Below are 20,711 nucleotides of genomic sequence, written 5' to 3' on the forward strand. Positions count from 1 at the left end.
TAACCCTGCTCTCTGATTATCGTACGGATCTTTGTCCGGTAGTCAAATATTATCACATTTGCGCATATATTTTCTTGAAATGCTGTGCGTTCCAGAAAGGAGCCTATGTGATGAATCCTGATCATCCCCGTTCTCCAGGCCAGCCCGTCATTCCCCAGCCCATACGCAGTGACGGTGCAGGCAATATCGACCTGGGTCCACGTGACATCATGCGCGACCGGGAGAATCCCGATATGTTCGTTCCTCCGGTCACGGACAACGGGCTGATCCCGAATCTGAAATTCTCGTTCTCCGACGCCCATATGCAGCTGAATCATGGCGGCTGGTCCCGTGAAGTGACGGTCAGGGAGCTGCCGGTGGCCACTACACTTGCGGGCGTAAATATGAGTCTGACGCCGGGCGGTGTACGTGAGCTGCACTGGCATCAGCAGGCGGAATGGTCCTACATGCTGCTGGGCAGCGCAAGGATTACAGCTGTAGACCAGAATGGCCGCAACTTCATTGCCGATGTCGGTCCCGGCGATCTGTGGTATTTCCCTCCAGGCATCCCGCATTCCATTCAGGGTCTGGCTGAGGGATGTGAATTCCTGCTTGTGTTCGACGATGGAGGCTTCTCGGATTTGAACACCCTGTCCATCTCCGACTGGTTCGCCCATACGCCGCGCGAAGTCCTGTCCGCGAACTTCGGTGTACCTGAATCTGCATTCGCCTATCTTCCCAAGGAGCAGGTGTATATCTATCAGGATCAGGTGCCAGGCCCGATTGCAAGCCAGCGGATCGAATCGCCTTACGGGGAGATTCCGCTGAGCTTCAAGCACCGGCTGATGGCTCAGCCGCCGCTCAAGACACCGGGAGGCAGTGTGCGGATTGTCGACTCCAGCAATTTTCCCATCTCCCGGAATATCGCCGCAGCCCTGGTAGAGATTGAGCCCGGGGCGATGCGGGAGCTGCACTGGCACCCGAACAATGACGAGTGGCAGTATTACCTCAGCGGGCAAGGACGAATGACCGTCTTTGGAGGGGACGGCGATGCCCGCACCTTCAATGTCAGGGCTGGGGATGTCGGCTATGTGCCTTTTGCACAGGGGCATTATGTTCAGAATACCGGCACAGAGACGCTCTGGTTCCTGGAGATGTTCCGCAGCGACCGGTTCGCCGACGTCTCCCTCAACCAGTGGATGGCGCTCACGCCAGGGGAACTGGTCAGCAGCAATCTGCATGCCGGTCCGGAGCTGATGAACGCCCTGCGCAAGGTGAAGTGGCCTGTGGTGAAGTACCCGGATCAGGAACAGGGGAAGCAGAAGGAAGGATAGGCTTAGATTTCAAAATACCCCCACAAAGTGGGGCTTTAGCGTAGGTGATGACTCAGGTACTTTGCGGGGACCCCAAAACATATAAATTCTACAAGTGGAAACGGCTTTGCCGTCCTTTTGAAAGGACGGTACCGTTTCAGCGAGAAATAGAAGGATAAGTTATCGTGTGCAACATATAAATTCTTATATTTTCAAAAAAAAGAGCGGTCAGACTAAGGTCTGCACCGCTCCTTGTATATTATGAATTGTACACGGGATCGTGGCCCCTTGTTAGCTTATACGGCTCATGATTAGAGCCACTTCAGTTCCAGGTATAGACCCAGCAATGTGATGAACAGTGTGGGAACCGTCAGGATAATCCCAATTTTAAAATAGGTGCCCCAGGAGATCTTCACACCCTTGCCGGACAGCACATGCAGCCACAGCAGGGTAGCCAGTGAACCAATCGGTGTAATCTTTGGCCCCAGATCCGAACCAATAACATTGGCGTAGATCAAAGCCTCCTTCACCAGACCCGCGGCATGTGCGGTATCAATGGCCAGCGATCCGATCAGCACCGTCGGCAGATTATTCATCACCGAGGAGAGCAGCGCAGCTAGGAAGCCCATGCCCATTGTGGCGGCGAACAGCCCGTGCTTCGCAATTCCGCCGATCATCTCTGCAAGCACATCCGTCAGTCCCGCATTACGCAGACCATACACCACTACGTACATGCCAATGGAGAAGAAAACAATCGCCCAAGGCGCCCCCTTGACCACTTCCATCGTCTTCACGTAAGGACTTCTGCGGGCCATCAGCAGGAAACAGATTGCGATTACTCCAGCAACTACGGATACCGGAATGTCCAGGAATTCACTGACGAAATATCCGGCTACCAAAAGCGTGAGTACGAACCAGGATAGCCGGAACATCCGCTGGTCCTTGATAGCATCCCCCGGGAGCTTCATTCCGGCGGTATCATACGCCTTCGGGATGCTGCGGCGGAAGTACAGATACAGAACCAGGATACTCGCACCCAACGAGAATAAAGTCGGCAGCCACATATGGCCCGCATATTGCATGAAGGTAATGCCGAAGAAATCGGCGGAGACAATATTAACCAGATTGCTGACGGTCAGCGGCAGCGAGGTGGTATCGGCAATGAAGCCGCTGGCAATAATAAAAGGAAAGACCTTGCGCTCGTCAAGATTCAGCGCCCGGACCATCGCCAGCACGATCGGTGTCAGAATCAGCGCTGCCCCGTCATTGGCGAACAGCATCGCCACGACTGCACCCAGCACGATCACATAGATAAACATCAGCGTGCCGTTGCCGCGTGCCGCCGCCGCCATATGCAGCGCCGCCCACTCGAAGAAGCCGACACGATCAAGAATTAAGGAAATTAGGATAATCGCTACGAAGGCAAGCGTCGCATTCCATACAATCAGCGTCACATCACGGACATCGCCAAAGCTGACCACTCCTGCCGCAAGCGCGAGAATCGCCCCTCCGCAGGCGGACCAGCCAATCGATAAATTCCGCGGCTGCCAGATCACAAAAACCAAAGTCACAACAAAAATCAGGCAGGCTATCACAACCATAATTCAGCCCCCCATTTGATCTGCAGCATTCCCCGATGCACTCCTTACAGTAGATATAAATATAAGCCAATTTATATATACTAAAGCAGCCTTATCCGAAGTACAAGATAAAAATTGCTGGAAGGATCACCTGCGTTACACAAGGCTGTTCAGAGGCATTGCCGCCCCGCCCGTCAGCCGTCTGCTGCAATAATATTTATATGCTTAAGTACTAAGTGTATGTATGAATACATAGGCTGGATTATGGGGAATAAGCAGCTTCTTGGAGAGGAGACGCAGGTCCGGAAGAGCCATCCTTGTTAAGGGATTGGAGGTTCGGACTACCATGAGTACAGACCAGCTCATCGCACTGCTCGTTCTTGTGATTATGATTGTACAGCTTGCCGTCAAGAAGGATAAATCCTGAATCCTGAAGACAGCAGGCCGCCAAAGAGGCCGGGGCAACCCGGTCTTTTTGGCGTAGGAAGATGCGTAGACCGCAGGTACCAATCCAATTGTAATCGGTTTTTAGATTACATTTCGCCTACGCGCCGCGTCCGATCCAATTGTAATCGGTTTTTCGATTACATTTCGCCTACGCGCCGCACCCGGTCCAATTGTAATCGGTTTTTCGATTACATTTGGCCTACACACCGCGTCCGATCCAATTGTAATCGGTTTTTCGATTACATTTCGCCTACGCGCCGCGTCCGGTCCAATTGTGTTGGGTTTTTCGCATACATCGCTTCGATCTGCTAAAACTATAGTTTCCCTTACAATAAGAAATTAATAAAAGTCCCCCATTTCACTTACTAAAGTTGAGAAACATTAAAAAGTATAGTAGAATGATGACATGAAGAAAGGGGCGGATTATTATGGCCGAAGATAAGAAGATTATGGAAATTGGGATAAGCACGTTTTTGGAGACTACACCTGACCCGGTGACAGGGCAAACGATCAGCCATGCAGAACGTCTGCGGGAAGCTGTAGAGGAGATTGTGCTCGCTGACCAAGTGGGCCTGGACGTATATGGAATAGGCGAGCATCACCGTAAGGATTATGCAGGGAGTGCCCCGGCTGTAGTCCTCGCCGCAGCGGCAGCAACAACCAAGCGGATTAGACTGACCAGTGCGGTCAGCGTCTTGTCTTCGGATGACCCGGTGCGGGTCTACCAAGATTTCGCTACGCTGGACGGCCTCTCGAACGGCCGGGCAGAGATTATGGCCGGACGCGGCTCGTTCACTGAGTCCTTCCCGCTGTTTGGTTACAGTCTGGAGGATTACGATGAATTGTTCGAGGAGAATCTGGAGCTGCTGCTGGCGATCCGCGCCTCCGAGAAGGTCACCTGGCGCGGCGGGCACCGTCCGGCTATAAATAATCTGCCGGTCTATCCCCGCGCTGTTCAGGACCCGCTTCCGGTCTGGATCGCCAGCGGCGGCAACCCCGAATCTGCCGTGCGGGCCGGAACCTTGGGTCTGCCAATTGCCTTCGCCATTATCGGCGGAATGCCGGAGCGGTTCGCTCCGCTGGTGAACCTGTACAAGGAAGCCGCAGCACGCGCCGGGCATAATCCGGACAGATTGCAGATCGCTACACACTCCCACGGCTTCGTAGGTGAGACTAACGACCAGGCGGCAGCCTTGTTCTACCCGTCCACCCAAGCCCAGATGAATGTCATCGGCCGCGAACGGGGCTGGGGCGGAACCTACAACCGCGCAGCCTTCGACGATGCCCGCAGCTTACGCGGGGCACTCTATGTCGGTGACGCGGAGTATGTCGCCGAGAAGATCATTCTGCTGCGTAAGAATCTCGGCGTGACCCGGTTCTTCCTGCATGTAAATGTCGGCTACATGCCGCACCATGAGGTCCTGCGTGCCATCGAGCTGCTGGGCACCAAGGTGGCCCCTATCGTGCATGCGGAGTTAGCCCGAACTGAGGGAAAATAACTGCGCGCAAGCACAGCAAATCATACCCAAAGCACCTCAAGGCCCACTCTGCGCCTGAGGTGTTTTTTTGTGACGTCATCTGAAGCTTCTTATCTTATCTTCGTATCGTCCGGCGTTCATTCTCAGCCAAGATTACACCAGGGCCTGAATCACAGGATACGAAATCAGATTCCGGTCTCTGTACGCCGCGGTGATTACATCCTGATGCGAGCTTAGAATCCCATTCTGCAGCAGCACCGCCTTAATTCCCCTCTCGGCAGCGCCGTTATAGGTGAACAGAACACAATGCTCAGCGGCATAGCCGGAGAGGATCAGCAGATCGATCCCCTGCTCCCGCACAAGCTTTTCCAGATCCGTCTTCCAAAAGGCATTCGAGTATTCCTTCTTCACGTTGAAATCCGTCTCCTGAACCTCGACTTCGGGGATGATCGCGAACTTCGCTTCCTCCGCCGGCTGCATGCCCTCAATGTCCTGAATATGAATGACGGCATGTCCCTTGGCGCGCAGCAGTCCCGAGACAAAATTGATATACTCGCAGGCGCGGTCAATTTCCTTCTGCTCTACCCCGCTCACATGGACCTCTTGCAGATCGATAATTAACAATCCGATTTTCACTGCTGCTTCCCCCTATCCGTTGATCCTTCCACCTTACCTGATGCCGGATGTTCATTCAACCGCTTCTGCCAATCGATTCTTGTATATGTGGTCTCATACGCTGTACCGTCTTCTTTATAAAAAATCGCTGTTTTCAAATATGGCTCCGTAACCGCCTGATAACCGAGCCTGGTAACCAGTTGTATCATTCTGGGATTCTCCAGCGGATCAACACTGGTAAACAGTTCAGCATAGCCCAGCTTGCGGGCCAGTTCCTCATGGTAACGGATCAGAGCGGAGCCTACACCTTGTCCCCGGCTGGCTTCTTGTACATAGAGGTCACTTAATTTGGCACCGCTCTTTCCATTTAACTTCAGCAGCCCGAACCCGGCAATCCTCCCATCCTTCTCAGCGGCAATAAAGCAGATGTCCCCGTGCTTCTGCTGGTCCAGATACTTGCGGAATAAGCCCTCGTGATTACGGATTGCACATAGACTACCCAGATCGCTCCCGCTGGCGGCTCTTATGTTATATTCCATTGCTGCCTCCTCTCACAGATCTTATCCCTAGAATTGTAGCATCAATTGGCACTGAACCGGAATCTCCCAACACAAAAAACTGCAGTAGAATGATCCATCGGAATGGACCTTCTCTGCAGTATGGTTTGTCTTCACAGCTATCCTGATCCGGTTATTCTTTGACTCCGCCCAGTGCTACACCTGCGATAATATAACGGGACAGCAGGAAGTAGACTACGAACAGCGGCAATGCGGTCAGCGCCAGCCCCATATAAATCGAGCCGAAGGAGGTCTTGTATATATCCCCTTTCAGCAAGCTGACCATGATCGGCATCGTATACTTCTCCTTCTGAGTAAGGAGGATTAACGGCATGAACAAGTTGTTCCAGTTGCCCACGAAGGCGAAGATTGCCTGCGTCGCGACTGCCGGAACCATCAGCGGCAAGATAATGCGGTTAAAAGTTTTGAACTCACCCGAACCGTCCACACGTGCTGCTTCCACGATCTCTATGGACAGCGTAGCCAGCAGATACTGGCGCATAAAGAACACTACTGCCGGTGCGGCAATTGCAGGAAGAATCAGCGGAAGGAAGCTGTTGGTCCAATGTATTTTATACATGAACTGATAGAAACCAATGGCACTTGCCTGAGAGGGAATCATCATTACACATAAAATAAAGGTAAAGAATGCCCCGCGCAGCCTCCAGCTATAAGTCACTAGACCGTACGCCGCAAGGGATGAGAAATAGACAGTCAGGAGAGTGGCTGAAGCAGAAATAATAAATGAATTCATGAACCCCTGAATCGGATCGAAGCTCTTTTCGAGCAGCACCCGCAGGTTGTCCATCATATGGGATGAAGGCAATAGTGAGAGACCGCCTTGGATTTCTGACGAAGAGCGGGTGGCGTTTACAAACATGATCCAAAACGGTAGGATGCTGAGCACCGCCAGAGAGATGCAGACGATATAGATAATCGTTTTATTGATCGTCCGGGTGACATTTCCGTCTTTTTGATTATTGTCCATGTGCTACGCCCCCCTTTTGGCTGCTCTTGTTGGATTTCCGATGCATTTTTTCGATTTTTTTAAGTCTTGCCGCGTCACGGTCACGCATTAGATAGAACACAAATGCAGATAATATTCCTGAAATCAAGAACATAATCATACTCGCAGCAGCAGCACGGTTGTACAAATAGCTTCCTTTAAAAGCTTGCCCATAAATGAACATGGACGTAGTAAGCGTAGAGTCATCCGGTCCGCCTGCAAGGAAGAGCTGCGGAATATCAAACATAGTCAAGCCACCGACCATAGATGTAATCAGCGTGAATAACAGAATGGTACGTAAACTTGGCAGCGTGATCCGGAAGAATGTTTGAACTCCGTTTGCGCCGTCAATCGCCGCAGACTCGAAGAGCGCAGGATTGATACCCATAACACCTGCGATAAGAATAATCATGGTGTTTCCGTACCACATCCAGAACTGGATGAATGCCACAATGCCCCGCGCTACCGTCTTATCCTGGAGGAAGTAGATCGGAGCGTCGGACCAGCCCATCATTTGAAAAAAGCTGTTTACCGGACCCATCGGATAGCCAAACAGAGTGCTGAATAGCAAGGCGATTGTACCGGCAGTAATCACATTTGGCATATAGAGCAGAACCTTGAAAAAGCCTTGTCCCTTAATTTTAAGACGCTGGTTAGTGAACCATGCAGTGAGTAAGAGCGCCAGAAGGATCTGGGGAACGAAGTTAAGGATCCAGAGCAACCCGGTGTTAATCAGAGACTTCCGGAAAGAGGCGTTACTAAGGATCAAATCTTTGAAATTCTGAAAAGGATTATCCAAAATATGTATGGGTTTTGGTATTAATCCCTGCAAATCAGTGAACCCGATGAATGCGGTGTATAAAATAGGATAGAGCGAGAAGATCAGAAAAGCCAAAACAAACGGAAACGTAAAAATGTAGCCAAATTTAGAGTAGTTCACACCTTTGCGGCGCATGCTCTCACCCCTTTAGTTGATATGAAGGGGCGGGATGACTCCCCCGCCCCTTCGTTTGATTTTTATTCGCTATCGATATTAAGTTGATCTTTGACTTGCTGTTTGAAGGTTTCGATTGCTTTATCACGGGCCTTATTGCCTGCAGTATATTCGCGTACTTGATCACGCCAGAGCTTGTTGATCGTTTCGTCGAATGCAGTCAAGTTCTTACCGGAAGCGTTGGCATTCGCCGGAACAAAGATATCGAAAATGTTCTGTCCGCCAACGAGTTCCAAGTCACCTTTAGACTTATCCATAACAACGGAGGAAGCAACGCTGTCCTTCGCACCTTGCTCGCCATCTTTCAACGTTCCGTTAGCCCAGTAGTACTGGAGTCCGGTTTCAGTGGTGTCGAGTGTTACCCACTTGATAAAGTCTGCAACAGCCTTTTTCTTGGCTTCGTCCTTGACTACGTCTTTGTTAGCAAGCAGCCAAGTGCCTCCCCAGAAGAATCCTGTTGGTGATTCAGTAACTGCCCAGTCACCCTTTGTATCTTTGGCATGTTCGCTTAACGTATAGTTAATGAGCCAAGCGGGACCGAAGAAACCGAAGACTGGTTTTTCGCCAGTGCCGTTCATATCAGCGAACCAGGCTTCTTGCCAATCTGTCGTATCGTTATAGTAGTTATTGTCTTTAAGCTTCTTGGAGAGATCAAGGAATTCTTCACGTTTCGGATCAATATGCAGCTTGCCATCAACAATCCAGCCTTTATCAGAGCTGTTTTCGATCGCGTGCCAGATATCGCCGTCACCGGAAACTGCGGCATATCCTTTAGCTTTCAGCTTCTCTGCTGCACTGAAGAATTTATCCCAGCCGGGTCCAACCTCTGTCTTGATCTTGGCCGGATCATCAGTTCCAAATACATCCTTGGCAAGCGAGCGACGATAGATAAAGGCTCCGCCTGTAGCCTGATAGCCGAGACCTTTCAGCTGTCCGTCAGTGCTGCTGCCGATATCTACAGAATACTGGGCGATGCCTGCATCCTTAACCATTTGATCCGTAAGGCCCAGGTCCGCATAGTTGGCTGCAAAAGTGGATGCATCACCTTGTGTATATTTGAGTACGAATGCGCCTTCAGTAGCATAAATATCAGGTGCATCTTTGCCGCCGGCAGCTAGCGCCTGGTCAAGCGCAGGCTGATATGCGCCGTCTGTAGTTGCTACAATCGTAGTTTTGAACTCCACATTTGCCTCTGGATGGATTTCCAAATACTTCTTAGTCATGTTCGGAATTTCATCGGTGAAGCTCCACAGATTGATCGTTACCTTCTCACCGCTGCCTGCTTCCGGAGCTTTGGTCGCCTCTGCCGCATTCGATGCAGCCGGAGCCGTTGTTGCAGCTGCGCCGGACGAGTTATTACCCGAGTTCCCGCCGCATCCTGCCAGAGCAGATGACACCACGAGTACTGTTGAGAGTCCCGCTAAAACACGCTTCATACTTTTCATACTTTGCCTCCCCTTTTATATTCATCCTCGGTTTTTTGTAACCGCCTTCATATTATAGTGCCTGTCCCTTTCCGGCATAAGGAACCCTCATTGGGAAAAATACCACTATTTATGGGTTCTGCTCTAAAAGTACAAAAAAGACGCCTGGGCTATATGCCGAAGCGCCTTAATACGCAGGAGAAGAATCAATCGTGATGGATCTCTCTACTCTTAATGATTCTTGCCAGAAGCAGGCCGTCGCTAAAATAGTATGCCTCATTTCTGGAAATGATAGCTGGATACAGATTGACCGCGATGGTCCATCCATTCAGAATGATGAAAATCAGGGGAAGGAAGTAGTTGTCTTCGTTGCCGATTCCCATTGTAATATAAACCAGAATTATTGCAGCAAGCTGGAACATTACCCCGCCAAGAGCAAATATGGTAGAACGCAGCCTGCTGAATTTTTCACTGCTCCCCATAAGTGTTAACCCGCCGAAGCCATAGCAGAAAATAAATAAAGTTCCGCAAAATGATACACGCCAGAACGGCTTTCGTTCTCCAAGTGTTACTATTGGTACAGGATAGCCCACGAGTTTCCCGGCCAAATAATGCCCAAGTTCATGAATGAACGTGACCAGATATTTTAACAATGTCACCATAACCGTAAGGAACACCGTATTCACCACTGACGGCTCCTTAATGGATAACAGGAGAATAAAGACGATAAACAGCATCACATATGCAAATGTCCGATTCAAGTAGAACCCTACCTTTACGATATATTTTTCACCGTTAACGAATAATTATCTGAATTCATTCTATCTAACTATGGCCCTTTGGGGTATAAGTAATTAGCCGCCCGGGCTGAAAATCTTGAAACTTGTCATACTATATAACGTAAATTTGGACCATACAGACTAAAGAATAACTAACGGGAGAGGAGCTTGTATCTGATGGAGTATTACCGCCGCAATATATCAGACACCTTGAAAGAAGTCGACAGTTCCGCAAGCGGGCTTACGTCTGCTGAAGTAGATAACCGGCTGGCCAAGGAAGGCTACAATGAGTTGAAGGGCAAAGCGAAGGACCCGCTCTGGAAGCTGTTTCTGGAGAATTTCAAAGATCCTATGGTCATTGTGCTGCTCATCGCGGCTACCGTTCAGATCGTAATGGGACATATTATGGAGTCTGTTATCATCTTCGTCGTGCTGATTCTGAATGCTGTAATCAGTGTGGTGCAGACCCGGAAGGCGGAGAGCTCACTGGACGCCCTGCGCAAAATGTCCGCACCCGAAGCCAAGGTCATGCGGGACGGGGCCTTACTGTCGATTCCGGCAAGGGAGCTTGTCCGGGGAGACATCGTCTTCCTGGAGGCTGGTGATTATGTGCCTGCGGATGGACGGATTATTGAATCCGGGAGTCTGCGGATTGATGAAGGCATGCTGACCGGCGAATCTGAAGCCGTAGATAAGCATACCGATCCTATCCCGCAGGATGCTCCGCTGGGCGACCGGCGCAATATGGCCTTCAGCGGCTCGCTGGTCGTCTATGGCCGGGGAACCCTGGTCATTACAGGAACGGCGCTCGGTACTGAGCTAGGGAAGATTGCCGGGCTGATCGAGAGTGCCGAAGCCAAGCAGACGCCCCTGCAGCGCAAGCTGGAGAGCTTCGGCAAAAAGCTGGGGATCGCCGTCCTGCTGCTATCCGTGCTGATCTTCTCCATTCAGGCCGCACGCGTCTGGCTCTCGAATGACACGGTGGATACCACCGAAGCCATCCTGAATGCCCTGATGTTCGCTGTAGCAGTAGCCGTCGCCGCTATCCCCGAGGCGTTATCTTCTATCGTAACCATTGTACTCTCCGTGGGCACGAATAAGATGGCCCGGCAGCATGCCATTATCCGTAAGCTGCCCGCTGTAGAGGCACTGGGATCAACGAGCGTCATTTGTACGGACAAGACCGGGACGCTGACCCAGAATAAAATGACGGTTGTCGATTATTTCCTCCCCGGAGGCCCGAAGGAGCAGTTCAAGCTGAAGGCCGATGACTGGTCGGAAGAAGCCCGCAAGCTGCTGCATATCGCCGTACTCTGTAACGACTCCAATATTAATGAAGAAGGCAAGGAACTGGGCGACCCGACCGAGGTAGCACTGATTGCCTTCAGTAATAACAAGGACAGGGATTACCGCGAGATCCGCGATAACTTCCCGCGCGAGGCCGAGCTGCCGTTCGATTCGGAACGCAAGCTGATGACCACACTGCATACGTTCGAAGGACAGAAGGCCCTGCTTACCAAAGGTGGCCCGGATGTTCTGTTCAGCAGATGCTCCCATGTCCTGCTGGAGGGCCAGGAGGTTCCGCTGTCAGAGGAGGTGCTGGAATCCTTCAATGAAGCAAACGAACAGTTCTCCAGCAGAGCTCTGCGCGTGCTTGCTTATGCCTATAAAAACGTGCCGGACACGGTGACTGAGGTGGGCCTTGACGATGAGCATGACATGGTTCTGGTCGGCCTGTCGGCGATGATTGACCCGCCGCGCGAGGCCGTATATGGCTCTATCGCCGAGTCGAACAAAGCAGGCATCCGTACGATTATGATCACCGGGGACCATAAGACCACCGCCCAGGCCATCGGCCGCGACATCGGACTGATGGCGGAGCATGAGATCGCCGTTACCGGCCAGGAGCTGGATGCCATGTCCGACGAAGAGCTGGACAACAGACTGGAACAGATTGGCGTCTACGCCCGCGTCTCCCCGGAGAACAAGATCCGGATCGTCCGGGCCTGGCAGCGCAAGGGCAAAATCACCGCCATGACCGGTGACGGTGTCAATGATGCCCCGGCACTGAAGCAGGCCGATATCGGGGTTGCGATGGGCAGCGGAACCGATGTTGCCAAGGATTCGGCGGCTATGATCCTCACCGATGATAACTTCGTGTCTATTGTCAATGCAGTGGCCGTTGGCCGGACAGTGTTCGATAACATTAAGAAGGCGATCGCCTATCTGTTCGCCGGCAATCTGGGTGCGATTATCGCCATCCTGTTCGCCCTGATCTTCGACTGGATCAATCCGTTCACGGCCATTCAGCTGTTGTTCATTAACCTGGCGAATGACTCCCTCCCGGCGATTGCGCTAGGCATGGAAAAGGCCGAGCCGGATGTAATGAGCCGCAAGCCGCGGGACATCAGCGAGGGTATCTTCGCAGGCGGGATGATGCAGGCAGTGATCACCCGTGGTCTGCTGATCGGGATTGCCGTGATTATCTCCCAGTATATCGGACTGCAGCATTCGGATGAAATGGGGATTGCGATGGCCTTCACCACGCTGATTCTGGCGCGCACCCTGCAGACCTTCGCCGCCCGCTCCAACAGCCAGACCTCTGTGGAAGCCGGATTCTTCAGCAACAAATATGTAATCGGCGCAGTCATGATCTGCTTCGCCTTCTACGGCATTGCGGTCCTGCCTGGTGTCCGTGAGATCTTCTCGATCCCTGCCACGTTCGGCATGAACCACTGGCTGACCGCCACCGGACTCGCCCTAGGCGCAGTCATTGTGATGGAGCTGGCGAAGCTGGTCCGCCGCCTGCTGCCTGCGAAGCAGGCTGCTTAAGCCAGGCTAAGTTAACAAACCTTGATAACAGCAAGAAGCCTGCACGCCCTGTATAGAGGGGTGCAGGCTTTTTTATAATCCATCACTTCTTCAAATGATAAGGCACTGTAGTGACAATCACATCGCTGCGGAACAGCAGACGGGCGCGTATCAGCAGACTCGATTGATTATGAAGGATATTATGCCAGCCTTTCTTCGGAATGAACTGTGGAATGATTACTGTTACCCTATGGTTCAGCTCAGCGGCCTTCCAATTCACTTTATCAATAAACTTGGTCAATGGCTGTACGATGCTTCTATAAGGAGTATATAGGGTTACTAACCTTACGTCCGGCTGCCACTTTCTCCACTTCTCCTCGAACACCGCTTCATCTTCCCGCTCGAAGGGCACGTAGACGGCTATAATCTGCTGCGGAGACAGCGACTTGGCATATTCCAGGGAGTTCATCACGACATGAGTGATCCCGGCCACCGGCACGATAATCACATTACCTTCAATCTTGATCGTCTCCTCACAGGTCGAAATTCTAAGCTGGTCCGCAATGGCCTCATAATGCTTATGAATCCGGTGGAACACCAGGAGCAGAATCGGCAGGAAGACAAATACCGGCCATACCTGAGTAAACTTGGTCATGAAGAACATCATCGTTACCACGAAGCTGATTAGAGCGCCAACCGTATTGATGATGAACTTTTGCACCCAGCCCGCAGGCTTTTCCCGGAGCCATTTCACCATCATTCCGCTCTGCGACAATGTAAAGGGAATGAACACACCTACAGCATATAAAGGAATCAGCTGCTCCGTTTTCCCCTCAAAGACATATATCAGAACCATGGACAGAACACCCAATATGATAATACCGTTGGAGTATCCCAGCCGGTCCCCCCGCATGGTGAACATTCGCGGAATGAATTTATCCTTGGCAAGGTTCACAGCCAGCAATGGGAAGGCGGAATAACCGGTATTGGCAGCCAGGATCAGGATTAATGCAGTCGTTCCCTGGATAAAATAGTACATCGCATTCCGGCCAAAGGTTTGCTCGGCAATTTGCGATACCACAGTGACGTCAGCACGGGGAGCAATCCCGTAATAATAGGCTAACACCACAATGCCGGAGAACATCACAGCCAATAAAGCCCCCATGGCGATTAAGGTTTTGGAGGCGTTGGACGCTTCCGGGCTTTTGAAATTCGGTATGGCATTGGAGATCGCTTCAACCCCCGTTAACGCAGAGCTCCCGGAAGAAAATGCGCGCAATAATAGAAACAGGCTGATCCCCGCTACCGGAGTCCCCAGTGAGGTATGCAGTTCTGCCGGAACGTTGCCTGACAAGATGTTGTACAGACCTGTACCAATCAGGATGAATAAGGCAAGGACGAATAAATAGACCGGATAAGCGAGGACGGAGGCAGATTCCGTGACCCCTCTTAAGTTCAAAATCGTGATCAGCAGCACAAAAGCAATGGCAATCACCACTTTATGCTCATGTAGGCTTGGAAACGCTGAGGTGATGGCATCCGTGCCCGCCGATATACTTACAGCAACCGTTAAAATATAGTCAACCAGCAGCGAACCGCCAGCAATTAACCCCGGATACTTGCCCAGGTTCTCCTTAGACACCACATAGGCGCCCCCGCCGTGGGAATAAGCAAAAATAATCTGCCGGTAGGACAGAATGAGCGCGGTCAGCAGGATCAATACTCCCAGCGCAATCGGGATCGAATACCAGAAGGCGGCTGCCCCAATCGTAACCAGAACAATCAGAATCTGCTCCGGCCCGTAGGCAACGGATGACAGTGCATCAGAAGACAGTATAGCCAGCGCTTTCTTTTTATTTAACTTTTGCTCTCCGAGTTCACTGGACTTTAAGGGCCTGCCAATTAAAAATCGTTTTAAAAATGAAATCACTCAGTTTCACCACTCGCTTGTTATTTGTAGGATCTTGGTTGAACCCCATCTACTCCTGTTCCGGGACACAACAAAAACACCACAGAAGACTATTCTGTGGTGTTCAACATATCATGTCAGGCATTAATATAGCGTTAAGGAATACGCCGAGACATTAAGATTGCATTAAGATTATTCTCTATCCAGAGCATTGGCTGCCCCATGGTCCGGCCCGCGGGCAAGTGAGGATGTCTCTTCACGCAGATTAAATCCCTTAACCAAGAGCCAAAGCGGAAGAACAATTTCAAAGATTGCCCCTGGAATATACAGGATGGTTCCGGTATCACGGCCGCAGATGGCCAGACTACTGCTTGTTAACAACCCGGCATACCCGATGAAGCCGATCACGGACAACCAGCGCGGAATCAGCTCTGAACGGTAGAGAACATAACATAATAACAAGCTGCCCAAGCTCAGCACGATCATAGCCAGTTGAAATAACATCAAATGAGCTTCTACCGCTACATCCGCTATACGCTGGAGGTAAGAATAACCCGAGGCTTCCGCCGTTGCGTGATCTTCGCTTAACGAGATGAGCAGGATTGGCGCGATTAAACTGATTATTAGAAGCACAGACTCAATGATCCGGGAGCTTAAGTACCCTGCCGCAAAGGCCCCGTTATATTTTTGTAGAACAGGATAGAGCAGCATCGCAATTCCCACAACTGCTATAGCGTTGATCAACTCCAGCAATAATCCGGCGGCGGCTCTTGTTCTGTCTGCAAATAAACCCGCGAGAAATTCAGGCCCCTGCAGCATGGGATTCAGCAGCCAGCTCCCTAGCATATAAGCCCCCGTTGAGACCAGAAAGAGTACCCCGGCCACCCTTGCATTCCTGTTCATCCTTATCTCCCCTTAGCTCGTGTTACAAGGATTATAGCTAAGCGGCAGTATAGCCAGTAGACACTTTAGTGTGGTTTCAGCGGGTCTGGAAGCAAATTCAGCTCACGGGCACGCGCGATCGCTTCTGTGCGTCTTTGTACCTGCAGCTTCTCAAAAATCCTGCGGTTGTGCCCTTTGACCGTGTCCACAGCTAAGAAGAGCTTCGCGCCAATGTCCCGGTTGGACAGTCCCTTGGCGATAAGTGCCAGCACTTCAAGCTCTCGTCTGCTGAGCGGCTCGAACAGGTGGCCTTCCTGGCCCGGTTTGCGTTCCCTCTGTACACGCTCCAGACCCGCCTGTGCTTCTTGAACAGCCGGAAGCGGCAGATCACCGGCCAGACGAAGTGCCTCTGCGTAACATTCTCCTGCCGGACCGGGCCGGTTATCCGCTTCCTCCATTTGACCCAGGCCGATCAGAGACAGAACAGCCATCGGTTTATGGCCCATCATATGACTGTACGAAATGACCCCGTTATAGGCCTTCCGGGCTTCGATATAGTCTCCCCGCCGCTGGCAGGCCACACCCAGCATCCAAGCAGCCGATGTCCTGACCGCAAGATTATCCTCACGGAGATATTCTAACGCACGGCTTGACTGGGTAATGACTTCTTCTATCTCTTGGCTTACCCCTGCCCAGATCTCCCTTGCAGGAGCAATCAGCCCGATAAGATCATCGGTCTTATCCTCCTGTTCCGTCATTTGCATGGACGCTTCGGCCGCCAGTAATTTGGGACTGGCTCCACCAGGCTTTGCTGCCATCATCAGCGCGGCTACGGCAGCCCGGGTTGCGGCAATAAGTCCGATCAGGTCTCTGATGCGGGCATCCTGCCGGACGCCCTCCAGCGCCGCTTCCGCTGCCCGCAGCTTAGGTTCGATATGTGTCGGCTTGCCGGTGATCAGCATAATTGAACCATATATCACGAGCAGCGCAGGTCTTGCCTCCAGCTCCGCAGCAGGCAACGACTCCAGCCATTTCAGCGTAAAATCTGCCGCTCCGCGAAGATGCAGCGGCTTCCCGTTACCTTCAAGCAGACGTGCAGCACGGTCAATATCAGCCGATTGGACAGCATGACGAAACGCTTCGATCTCGAAGCCTTGGCTTTCATACCATTCACTTGCCCGTTTATTCATTTCCGCGATACTGCTGTTGTCGTGACTATCCTGCAGCCGTCTTCGCAATGATTCAGCGAACAAGTGGTGATAGCGATACCACTGTCTCTCATGGTCCAAGGGAACGACAAATAAGTTCTGGCGTTCAAGCTCAAGTAACTGCTGTTTGCCCATCATCCCGGTATTAAGCATAATGGCATCGCACAGAGAACCGCACAGGCGGTCAAGGACGGAGGTCCTGAGTAAAAAACGCTGAACGGCTTCCGGTTGCCGTTGCAGAACTTCTTCCACCAAATAGTCCAGTACGAAATGATGGCTGCCGGCGATGGACTGGATGAACCGTCCGGTACCACGATCCCCCTGTATCGAGAGCGCTGCCAGCTGTAAGCCGGCGATCCAGCCTTCGGTACGTGATTCCAATGCGGCTATTTTATCTGCGGGCAGGTTAAGTCCCATGATTCTGTTTAGAAATTCTTCGGCTTCTGCGGAAGTAAACACCAGATCAGAGGCGCGTAGCTCCGTTAACTGGTCTTGAACCCGTAACCGGGCTAATGGAATTTGCGGTTGCTCGCGGGTAATCATCACCAGGCGGACATGCCCGGGAAGATGGTCAAGCAGGAAGGAAACTAACTTGTCGACAGACTGCGATTGGACTACATGATAATCGTCAAGGATGATTATACAAGGAGCCATGGCGGCGAGATCCTTAAGCAGTGCCGGCAGGATTGCCTCCATGAACGGCGGCTCGGGAGACTGCAGCACCGCAAGCAAACTTTCGCCTGTCTTCGGGGCAAGTGTTTGCAGGGAGGAGATCAGGCAGCTCAGAAAACGCGCAGGCTCGCCGTCTCCTTCCTCCAGCGACAGCCATGCGCAAGGCCGCCCGCAAGTAGCGATCCAATCGCCAATCAATGTGGTTTTCCCGTAACCGGCGGGCGCGGAGATCAGGGTCAATTTACGCTGCAGACCCTCTTGAAGCTTATGGATTAACCGTTCACGGAGCACCATTTTGGGCCGAAGCGGCGGGATATTGAATTTGGTATTTAGGATAGGTGTACGCATAACCACATCTTACCATTCGCTCTGTTTATCATCAATGACTCTTCCGGTTGCACGGTGATATCTACTCCTTCGCTTCTTCCGCCCACTCTCCATCCTTATAAATGAAATAACGTGGATTTCCTTCCCGGTCGCGGGCAACAATCTTCCCTTCCGGCCCCTGTCTGCTCTCCCCGCTCACTTTAAATGAAGCTTCATCTTCAGTAGGAGGCACCCGGTACACGTACTCCAGCCCGTCTTTTCCCGAATTGCTGCGCACAACGTCACCCTTCGTGGCATAGATCAGATTAATGTCTAACTGAACCTCACCGCCCAAGACAGGTAACACCCCAAGCACCCTGCGCTGGGAGTCAATGACGTCAAACCCCATTTTCCAAAAATCACTCAGCTTATGCACCTGATTATCTCCCAGCGGAGACACCTGGACGGCTGCCTGGGAAGTGAGCGTGAAGTTTCGCGGAAGCCCTTGTTCCAGTTGTATCAGCATGGCAAGCTTAAGGCCGAGATACAGGACAATACACACAGCACCGGCTGCACTCAGCACCCGTCTCCTGCCCAAAGACACCGGAAGCACGAAACTTATAACCCCCACCAACATAGGCACCCAAACCGCAGGATCACCGAGATAGATCAATGGCATCGTATAAGCTTCACGGGACAACGGGTAGATCAAATGCACCCCATGCCCCAAATAATCCACCAGAATATGCCCCAGCACACTCCCCGCCAGACACAGATATAACTGGATATACGAATATTTCTTCAATAGCAGCTTGAATATGAACACAATTGGCACCATAACCAGCCCCATGACGACGATGGAATGCGACCACGGAGATACATACCTGTTCCCCAACAGATCCGGCACAATGCCCAGGAATGAGGCCAGTCCGAGCAGAACAACTTTTTCCCTGAAAGAAATCTCGTAGCGCATGAGCACCATCGATACAATGAAGCTGCCCGTAAGCAGATGTGTAGCCATGTGCATAGCCAATATCATAGACACCTGTAATCCCCCCGCTTTGCTTGTTAAGCTTCGTCCATCCCTGAATCGTCAGACGTTCCCCTCAATGTTCAGAGCCTCGACAAGTTATTAACAAATGGAGCGGGGAAAAGGTTCATTCAATTTAATACTCAGTTTAAATATACTTCCCGGGCGTCCTCAAAAATAGCATCTAATCGTTCCCGGGTAGGATTGTCTCCTTTAAACTGTATCTCATCAGCAATGCCCTTAGATTGAATGCCTTCACCCCCAGCAGGTACTTTACCATAAACAACGCCACGGATAATGTATACACCAGAATCAGTGAGGCTTTCTCTCAAAAACAGCAAGTATTCTTCATTCTCATTCATCAACTGATATCCTAATGTGCTGTAAACTCTTAACGAGTCTGCTACTGCATTTTCTTGGACAATGATGGTCTCCCCGCTGGACAACGTGTGGCCGGTGTTATTTTTAAATACATCGCTCAGTACAAATTTAGATAATGTGCGATTGTCAATAACCACTCCGTCCACATCTTCTTTTTTGAGAACTATTTCCTGAGTCCCGGCCTTCGTTCCCTTAACAACAATATCTGTTTGCGCATCCATTTCAGCAAACGTTTGGTAGCTGATGGCCCTACTGTTTGTAATGGCGTAAGGTGTTGTTTTCGTCCCTGCCGTATCTTGAACTGTTAATGGTTCAAGCGAAGCGGCTGCTCTCTCATATTCAGCCTGAAAAAAGGTTTTAGCTGAACTCATTCTGAAATACAGTCCGTCTTTCTCAAAGTATAAATACGGTACTTCATTCTCTTTAGCAATCCACTCTCCAGATCCATCTTTAGAAAGCTCAACTTTTTTAGTCGAAGCAATCTCGTTAGTTGGTCTAAGTTCTTCTTTGGATTGAGTGATTGAACCACGAATAAATACAATACGGACTTGATTGTCTTTAACTTCAACACGCTCCATGTAATCATCGCTACCTAAACCTACTGTAGGGATGTAGACTTTATCTAATCCGGCTTTCTTAGCCGCTTCACGAATTTCAATTTTTTGTTCTGCGGTATAAGAGAGTGGCTCTGCTTCTGTCATCCCTTCACTTTCATTATTAGTGGAATTTACATTCTGACTTTGTTCAGTTGCAGGAGTATTTGAAGATAAATTTTCATTCTGACTGCATCCTGCTAATAAAGCACCAAGCAGCAAGCCAATAAACACGACTTTACTTTTGTAGTTCATGGAATATCCTCCACTTGTTGATTTGTCACCTCACCATGATAGACTGAATTGCTCTTCCAAAAGTTGCATAATATTCTCAGCTCAGTTTCTTTTTTGAAACTCTTTTCAGGCCCAGCAAACTAAATCAGATGGGAGCTGATCAAAATAAAGCGGCAGCCCTGTCTCCTTAAGAGTCCCGGCTACCGCTGCTTATTCACCACACTACTGTTTAATTACAGCGGGCTACCATCATAATCTCCATGCTCTCGAGCTGTAAGGGGTGATTCCCGAATTGGCCTGGGTTGCAGCCATATGCGGCCTCTACTGCGAACCCTTCACTCTCCAGAAGCATCTGTAATTCCCGGAAGGTAAAAGCGGTAGTATAAATCAATACCTCTTTGGATTCACCCTCGGGGCTGTGGATCTCTTCTTTATCGATTACGGTGCAGGAATACGGGTCAAATAACGACTCATCCTGTATACGCCGGGCTAAGTTAAGCGCATTAATTACCG

General features: G+C 50.9%; 15 protein-coding genes. 3 read left to right on the forward strand and 12 right to left on the reverse strand.

Annotated elements, in window-relative coordinates; all coding sequences use genetic code 11:
* Positions 1–110: 110 nt before the first annotated feature.
* A complete protein-coding gene (locus NSS83_RS15075) occupies positions 111–1,313 on the forward strand; it encodes an oxalate decarboxylase family bicupin (RefSeq protein WP_341348530.1) in 1,203 nt (400 codons plus the stop codon).
* 290 nt (positions 1,314–1,603) lie between these two features.
* Here the strand turns inward: NSS83_RS15075 and NSS83_RS15080 are convergent, their stop codons facing one another.
* On the reverse strand, positions 1,604–2,893 hold the full coding sequence (locus NSS83_RS15080; protein WP_341183825.1) for an arsenic transporter: 1,290 nt from the start codon (positions 2,891–2,893) through the stop codon (positions 1,604–1,606).
* Between the two features lie 854 nt (positions 2,894–3,747).
* Here NSS83_RS15080 and NSS83_RS15085 point away from each other — a divergent pair.
* The gene (locus NSS83_RS15085; RefSeq protein ID WP_341348531.1) at positions 3,748–4,818 is read left to right on the forward strand and encodes an LLM class flavin-dependent oxidoreductase; all 1,071 of its coding nucleotides are present in this window, start codon (positions 3,748–3,750) and stop codon (positions 4,816–4,818) included.
* Positions 4,819–4,950: 132 nt separating this feature from the next.
* On the opposite strand, the gene NSS83_RS15090 is transcribed toward NSS83_RS15085, so the two are convergent.
* The 6 genes from NSS83_RS15090 to NSS83_RS15115 all read right to left on the reverse strand — a co-directional run bounded on the left by NSS83_RS15090 (position 4,951) and on the right by NSS83_RS15115 (position 10,079).
* Positions 4,951–5,433 carry an isochorismatase family cysteine hydrolase gene (locus NSS83_RS15090; protein WP_341183823.1) on the reverse strand — a complete coding sequence of 161 codons (483 nt, stop codon included), beginning with the start codon at positions 5,431–5,433 and terminating at the stop codon, positions 4,951–4,953.
* Positions 5,430–5,951 carry a GNAT family N-acetyltransferase gene (locus tag NSS83_RS15095; RefSeq protein ID WP_341183822.1) on the reverse strand — a complete coding sequence of 174 codons (522 nt, stop codon included), beginning with the start codon at positions 5,949–5,951 and terminating at the stop codon, positions 5,430–5,432. Before NSS83_RS15095 ends, NSS83_RS15090 begins: the two co-directional genes overlap by 4 nt.
* A 151-nt stretch (positions 5,952–6,102) precedes the next feature.
* Positions 6,103–6,957 (reverse strand): carbohydrate ABC transporter permease, encoded by an 855-nt coding sequence (locus NSS83_RS15100; protein ID WP_341348532.1) that lies wholly within the window; start codon positions 6,955–6,957, stop codon positions 6,103–6,105.
* A complete protein-coding gene (locus NSS83_RS15105) occupies positions 6,947–7,930 on the reverse strand; it encodes a sugar ABC transporter permease (RefSeq protein WP_341348533.1) in 984 nt (327 codons plus the stop codon). Before NSS83_RS15105 ends, NSS83_RS15100 begins: the two co-directional genes overlap by 11 nt.
* A gap of 62 nt (positions 7,931–7,992) precedes the next feature.
* A complete protein-coding gene (locus NSS83_RS15110) occupies positions 7,993–9,414 on the reverse strand; it encodes a carbohydrate ABC transporter substrate-binding protein (RefSeq protein WP_341348534.1) in 1,422 nt (473 codons plus the stop codon).
* A 185-nt stretch (positions 9,415–9,599) separates the two neighbouring features.
* Entirely contained in the window at positions 9,600–10,079 is a 480-nt protein-coding gene (locus tag NSS83_RS15115; protein WP_341183818.1) for a site-2 protease family protein, read from the reverse strand.
* 270 nt (positions 10,080–10,349) lie between these two features.
* Between NSS83_RS15115 and NSS83_RS15120 the strand changes: the two genes are divergently transcribed.
* Positions 10,350–13,004: a cation-translocating P-type ATPase gene (locus NSS83_RS15120; protein ID WP_341348535.1), complete on the forward strand. Its 2,655-nt coding sequence runs from the start codon at positions 10,350–10,352 to the stop codon at positions 13,002–13,004.
* An 82-nt stretch (positions 13,005–13,086) separates the two neighbouring features.
* On the opposite strand, the gene NSS83_RS15125 is transcribed toward NSS83_RS15120, so the two are convergent.
* The 5 genes from NSS83_RS15125 to NSS83_RS15145 form a co-directional block, all read right to left on the reverse strand.
* Positions 13,087–14,913, reverse strand: coding sequence for an APC family permease (locus tag NSS83_RS15125; protein WP_341183816.1), 1,827 nt, complete (start codon positions 14,911–14,913; stop codon positions 13,087–13,089).
* A 171-nt stretch (positions 14,914–15,084) separates the two neighbouring features.
* Positions 15,085–15,795, reverse strand: a complete 711-nt coding sequence (locus tag NSS83_RS15130) for a DUF4386 domain-containing protein (protein WP_341348536.1) — start codon at positions 15,793–15,795, stop codon at positions 15,085–15,087.
* Positions 15,796–15,860: 65 nt separating this feature from the next.
* Entirely contained in the window at positions 15,861–18,002 is a 2,142-nt protein-coding gene (locus tag NSS83_RS15135; protein WP_341348537.1) for a LuxR C-terminal-related transcriptional regulator, read from the reverse strand.
* A 61-nt stretch (positions 18,003–18,063) separates the two neighbouring features.
* On the reverse strand, positions 18,064–18,999 hold the full coding sequence (locus tag NSS83_RS15140; protein ID WP_341348733.1) for a metal-dependent hydrolase: 936 nt from the start codon (positions 18,997–18,999) through the stop codon (positions 18,064–18,066).
* A gap of 134 nt (positions 19,000–19,133) precedes the next feature.
* Positions 19,134–20,219 carry a hypothetical protein gene (locus NSS83_RS15145; protein ID WP_341348538.1) on the reverse strand — a complete coding sequence of 362 codons (1,086 nt, stop codon included), beginning with the start codon at positions 20,217–20,219 and terminating at the stop codon, positions 19,134–19,136.
* Positions 20,220–20,711 lie beyond the last annotated feature (492 nt).

Origin of the sequence: Paenibacillus sp. FSL H3-0469 (assembly GCF_038051945.1) — a bacterium.
Taxonomy (GTDB): domain Bacteria; phylum Bacillota; class Bacilli; order Paenibacillales; family Paenibacillaceae; genus Paenibacillus_AQ.

Excerpts from the sequence above, each read along its gene's own strand:
- NSS83_RS15075 (WP_341348530.1), top strand. The coding sequence starts at position 111 with ATGAATCCTGATCATCCCCGTTCTCCAGGCCAGCCCGTCATTCCCCAG.
- NSS83_RS15095 (WP_341183822.1), bottom strand. The coding sequence starts at position 5,951 with ATGGAATATAACATAAGAGCCGCCAGCGGGAGCGATCTGGGTAGTCTA.
- NSS83_RS15120 (WP_341348535.1), top strand. The coding sequence starts at position 10,350 with ATGGAGTATTACCGCCGCAATATATCAGACACCTTGAAAGAAGTCGAC.
- NSS83_RS15105 (WP_341348533.1), bottom strand. The coding sequence starts at position 7,930 with ATGCGCCGCAAAGGTGTGAACTACTCTAAATTTGGCTACATTTTTACG.
- NSS83_RS15100 (WP_341348532.1), bottom strand. The coding sequence starts at position 6,957 with ATGGACAATAATCAAAAAGACGGAAATGTCACCCGGACGATCAATAAA.
- NSS83_RS15110 (WP_341348534.1), bottom strand. The coding sequence starts at position 9,414 with ATGAAAAGTATGAAGCGTGTTTTAGCGGGACTCTCAACAGTACTCGTG.
- NSS83_RS15080 (WP_341183825.1), bottom strand. The coding sequence starts at position 2,893 with ATGGTTGTGATAGCCTGCCTGATTTTTGTTGTGACTTTGGTTTTTGTG.
- NSS83_RS15135 (WP_341348537.1), bottom strand. The coding sequence starts at position 18,002 with ATGCGTACACCTATCCTAAATACCAAATTCAATATCCCGCCGCTTCGG.
- NSS83_RS15130 (WP_341348536.1), bottom strand. The coding sequence starts at position 15,795 with ATGAACAGGAATGCAAGGGTGGCCGGGGTACTCTTTCTGGTCTCAACG.
- NSS83_RS15145 (WP_341348538.1), bottom strand. The coding sequence starts at position 20,219 with ATGAACTACAAAAGTAAAGTCGTGTTTATTGGCTTGCTGCTTGGTGCT.
- NSS83_RS15085 (WP_341348531.1), top strand. The coding sequence starts at position 3,748 with ATGGCCGAAGATAAGAAGATTATGGAAATTGGGATAAGCACGTTTTTG.
- NSS83_RS15140 (WP_341348733.1), bottom strand. The coding sequence starts at position 18,999 with ATGATATTGGCTATGCACATGGCTACACATCTGCTTACGGGCAGCTTC.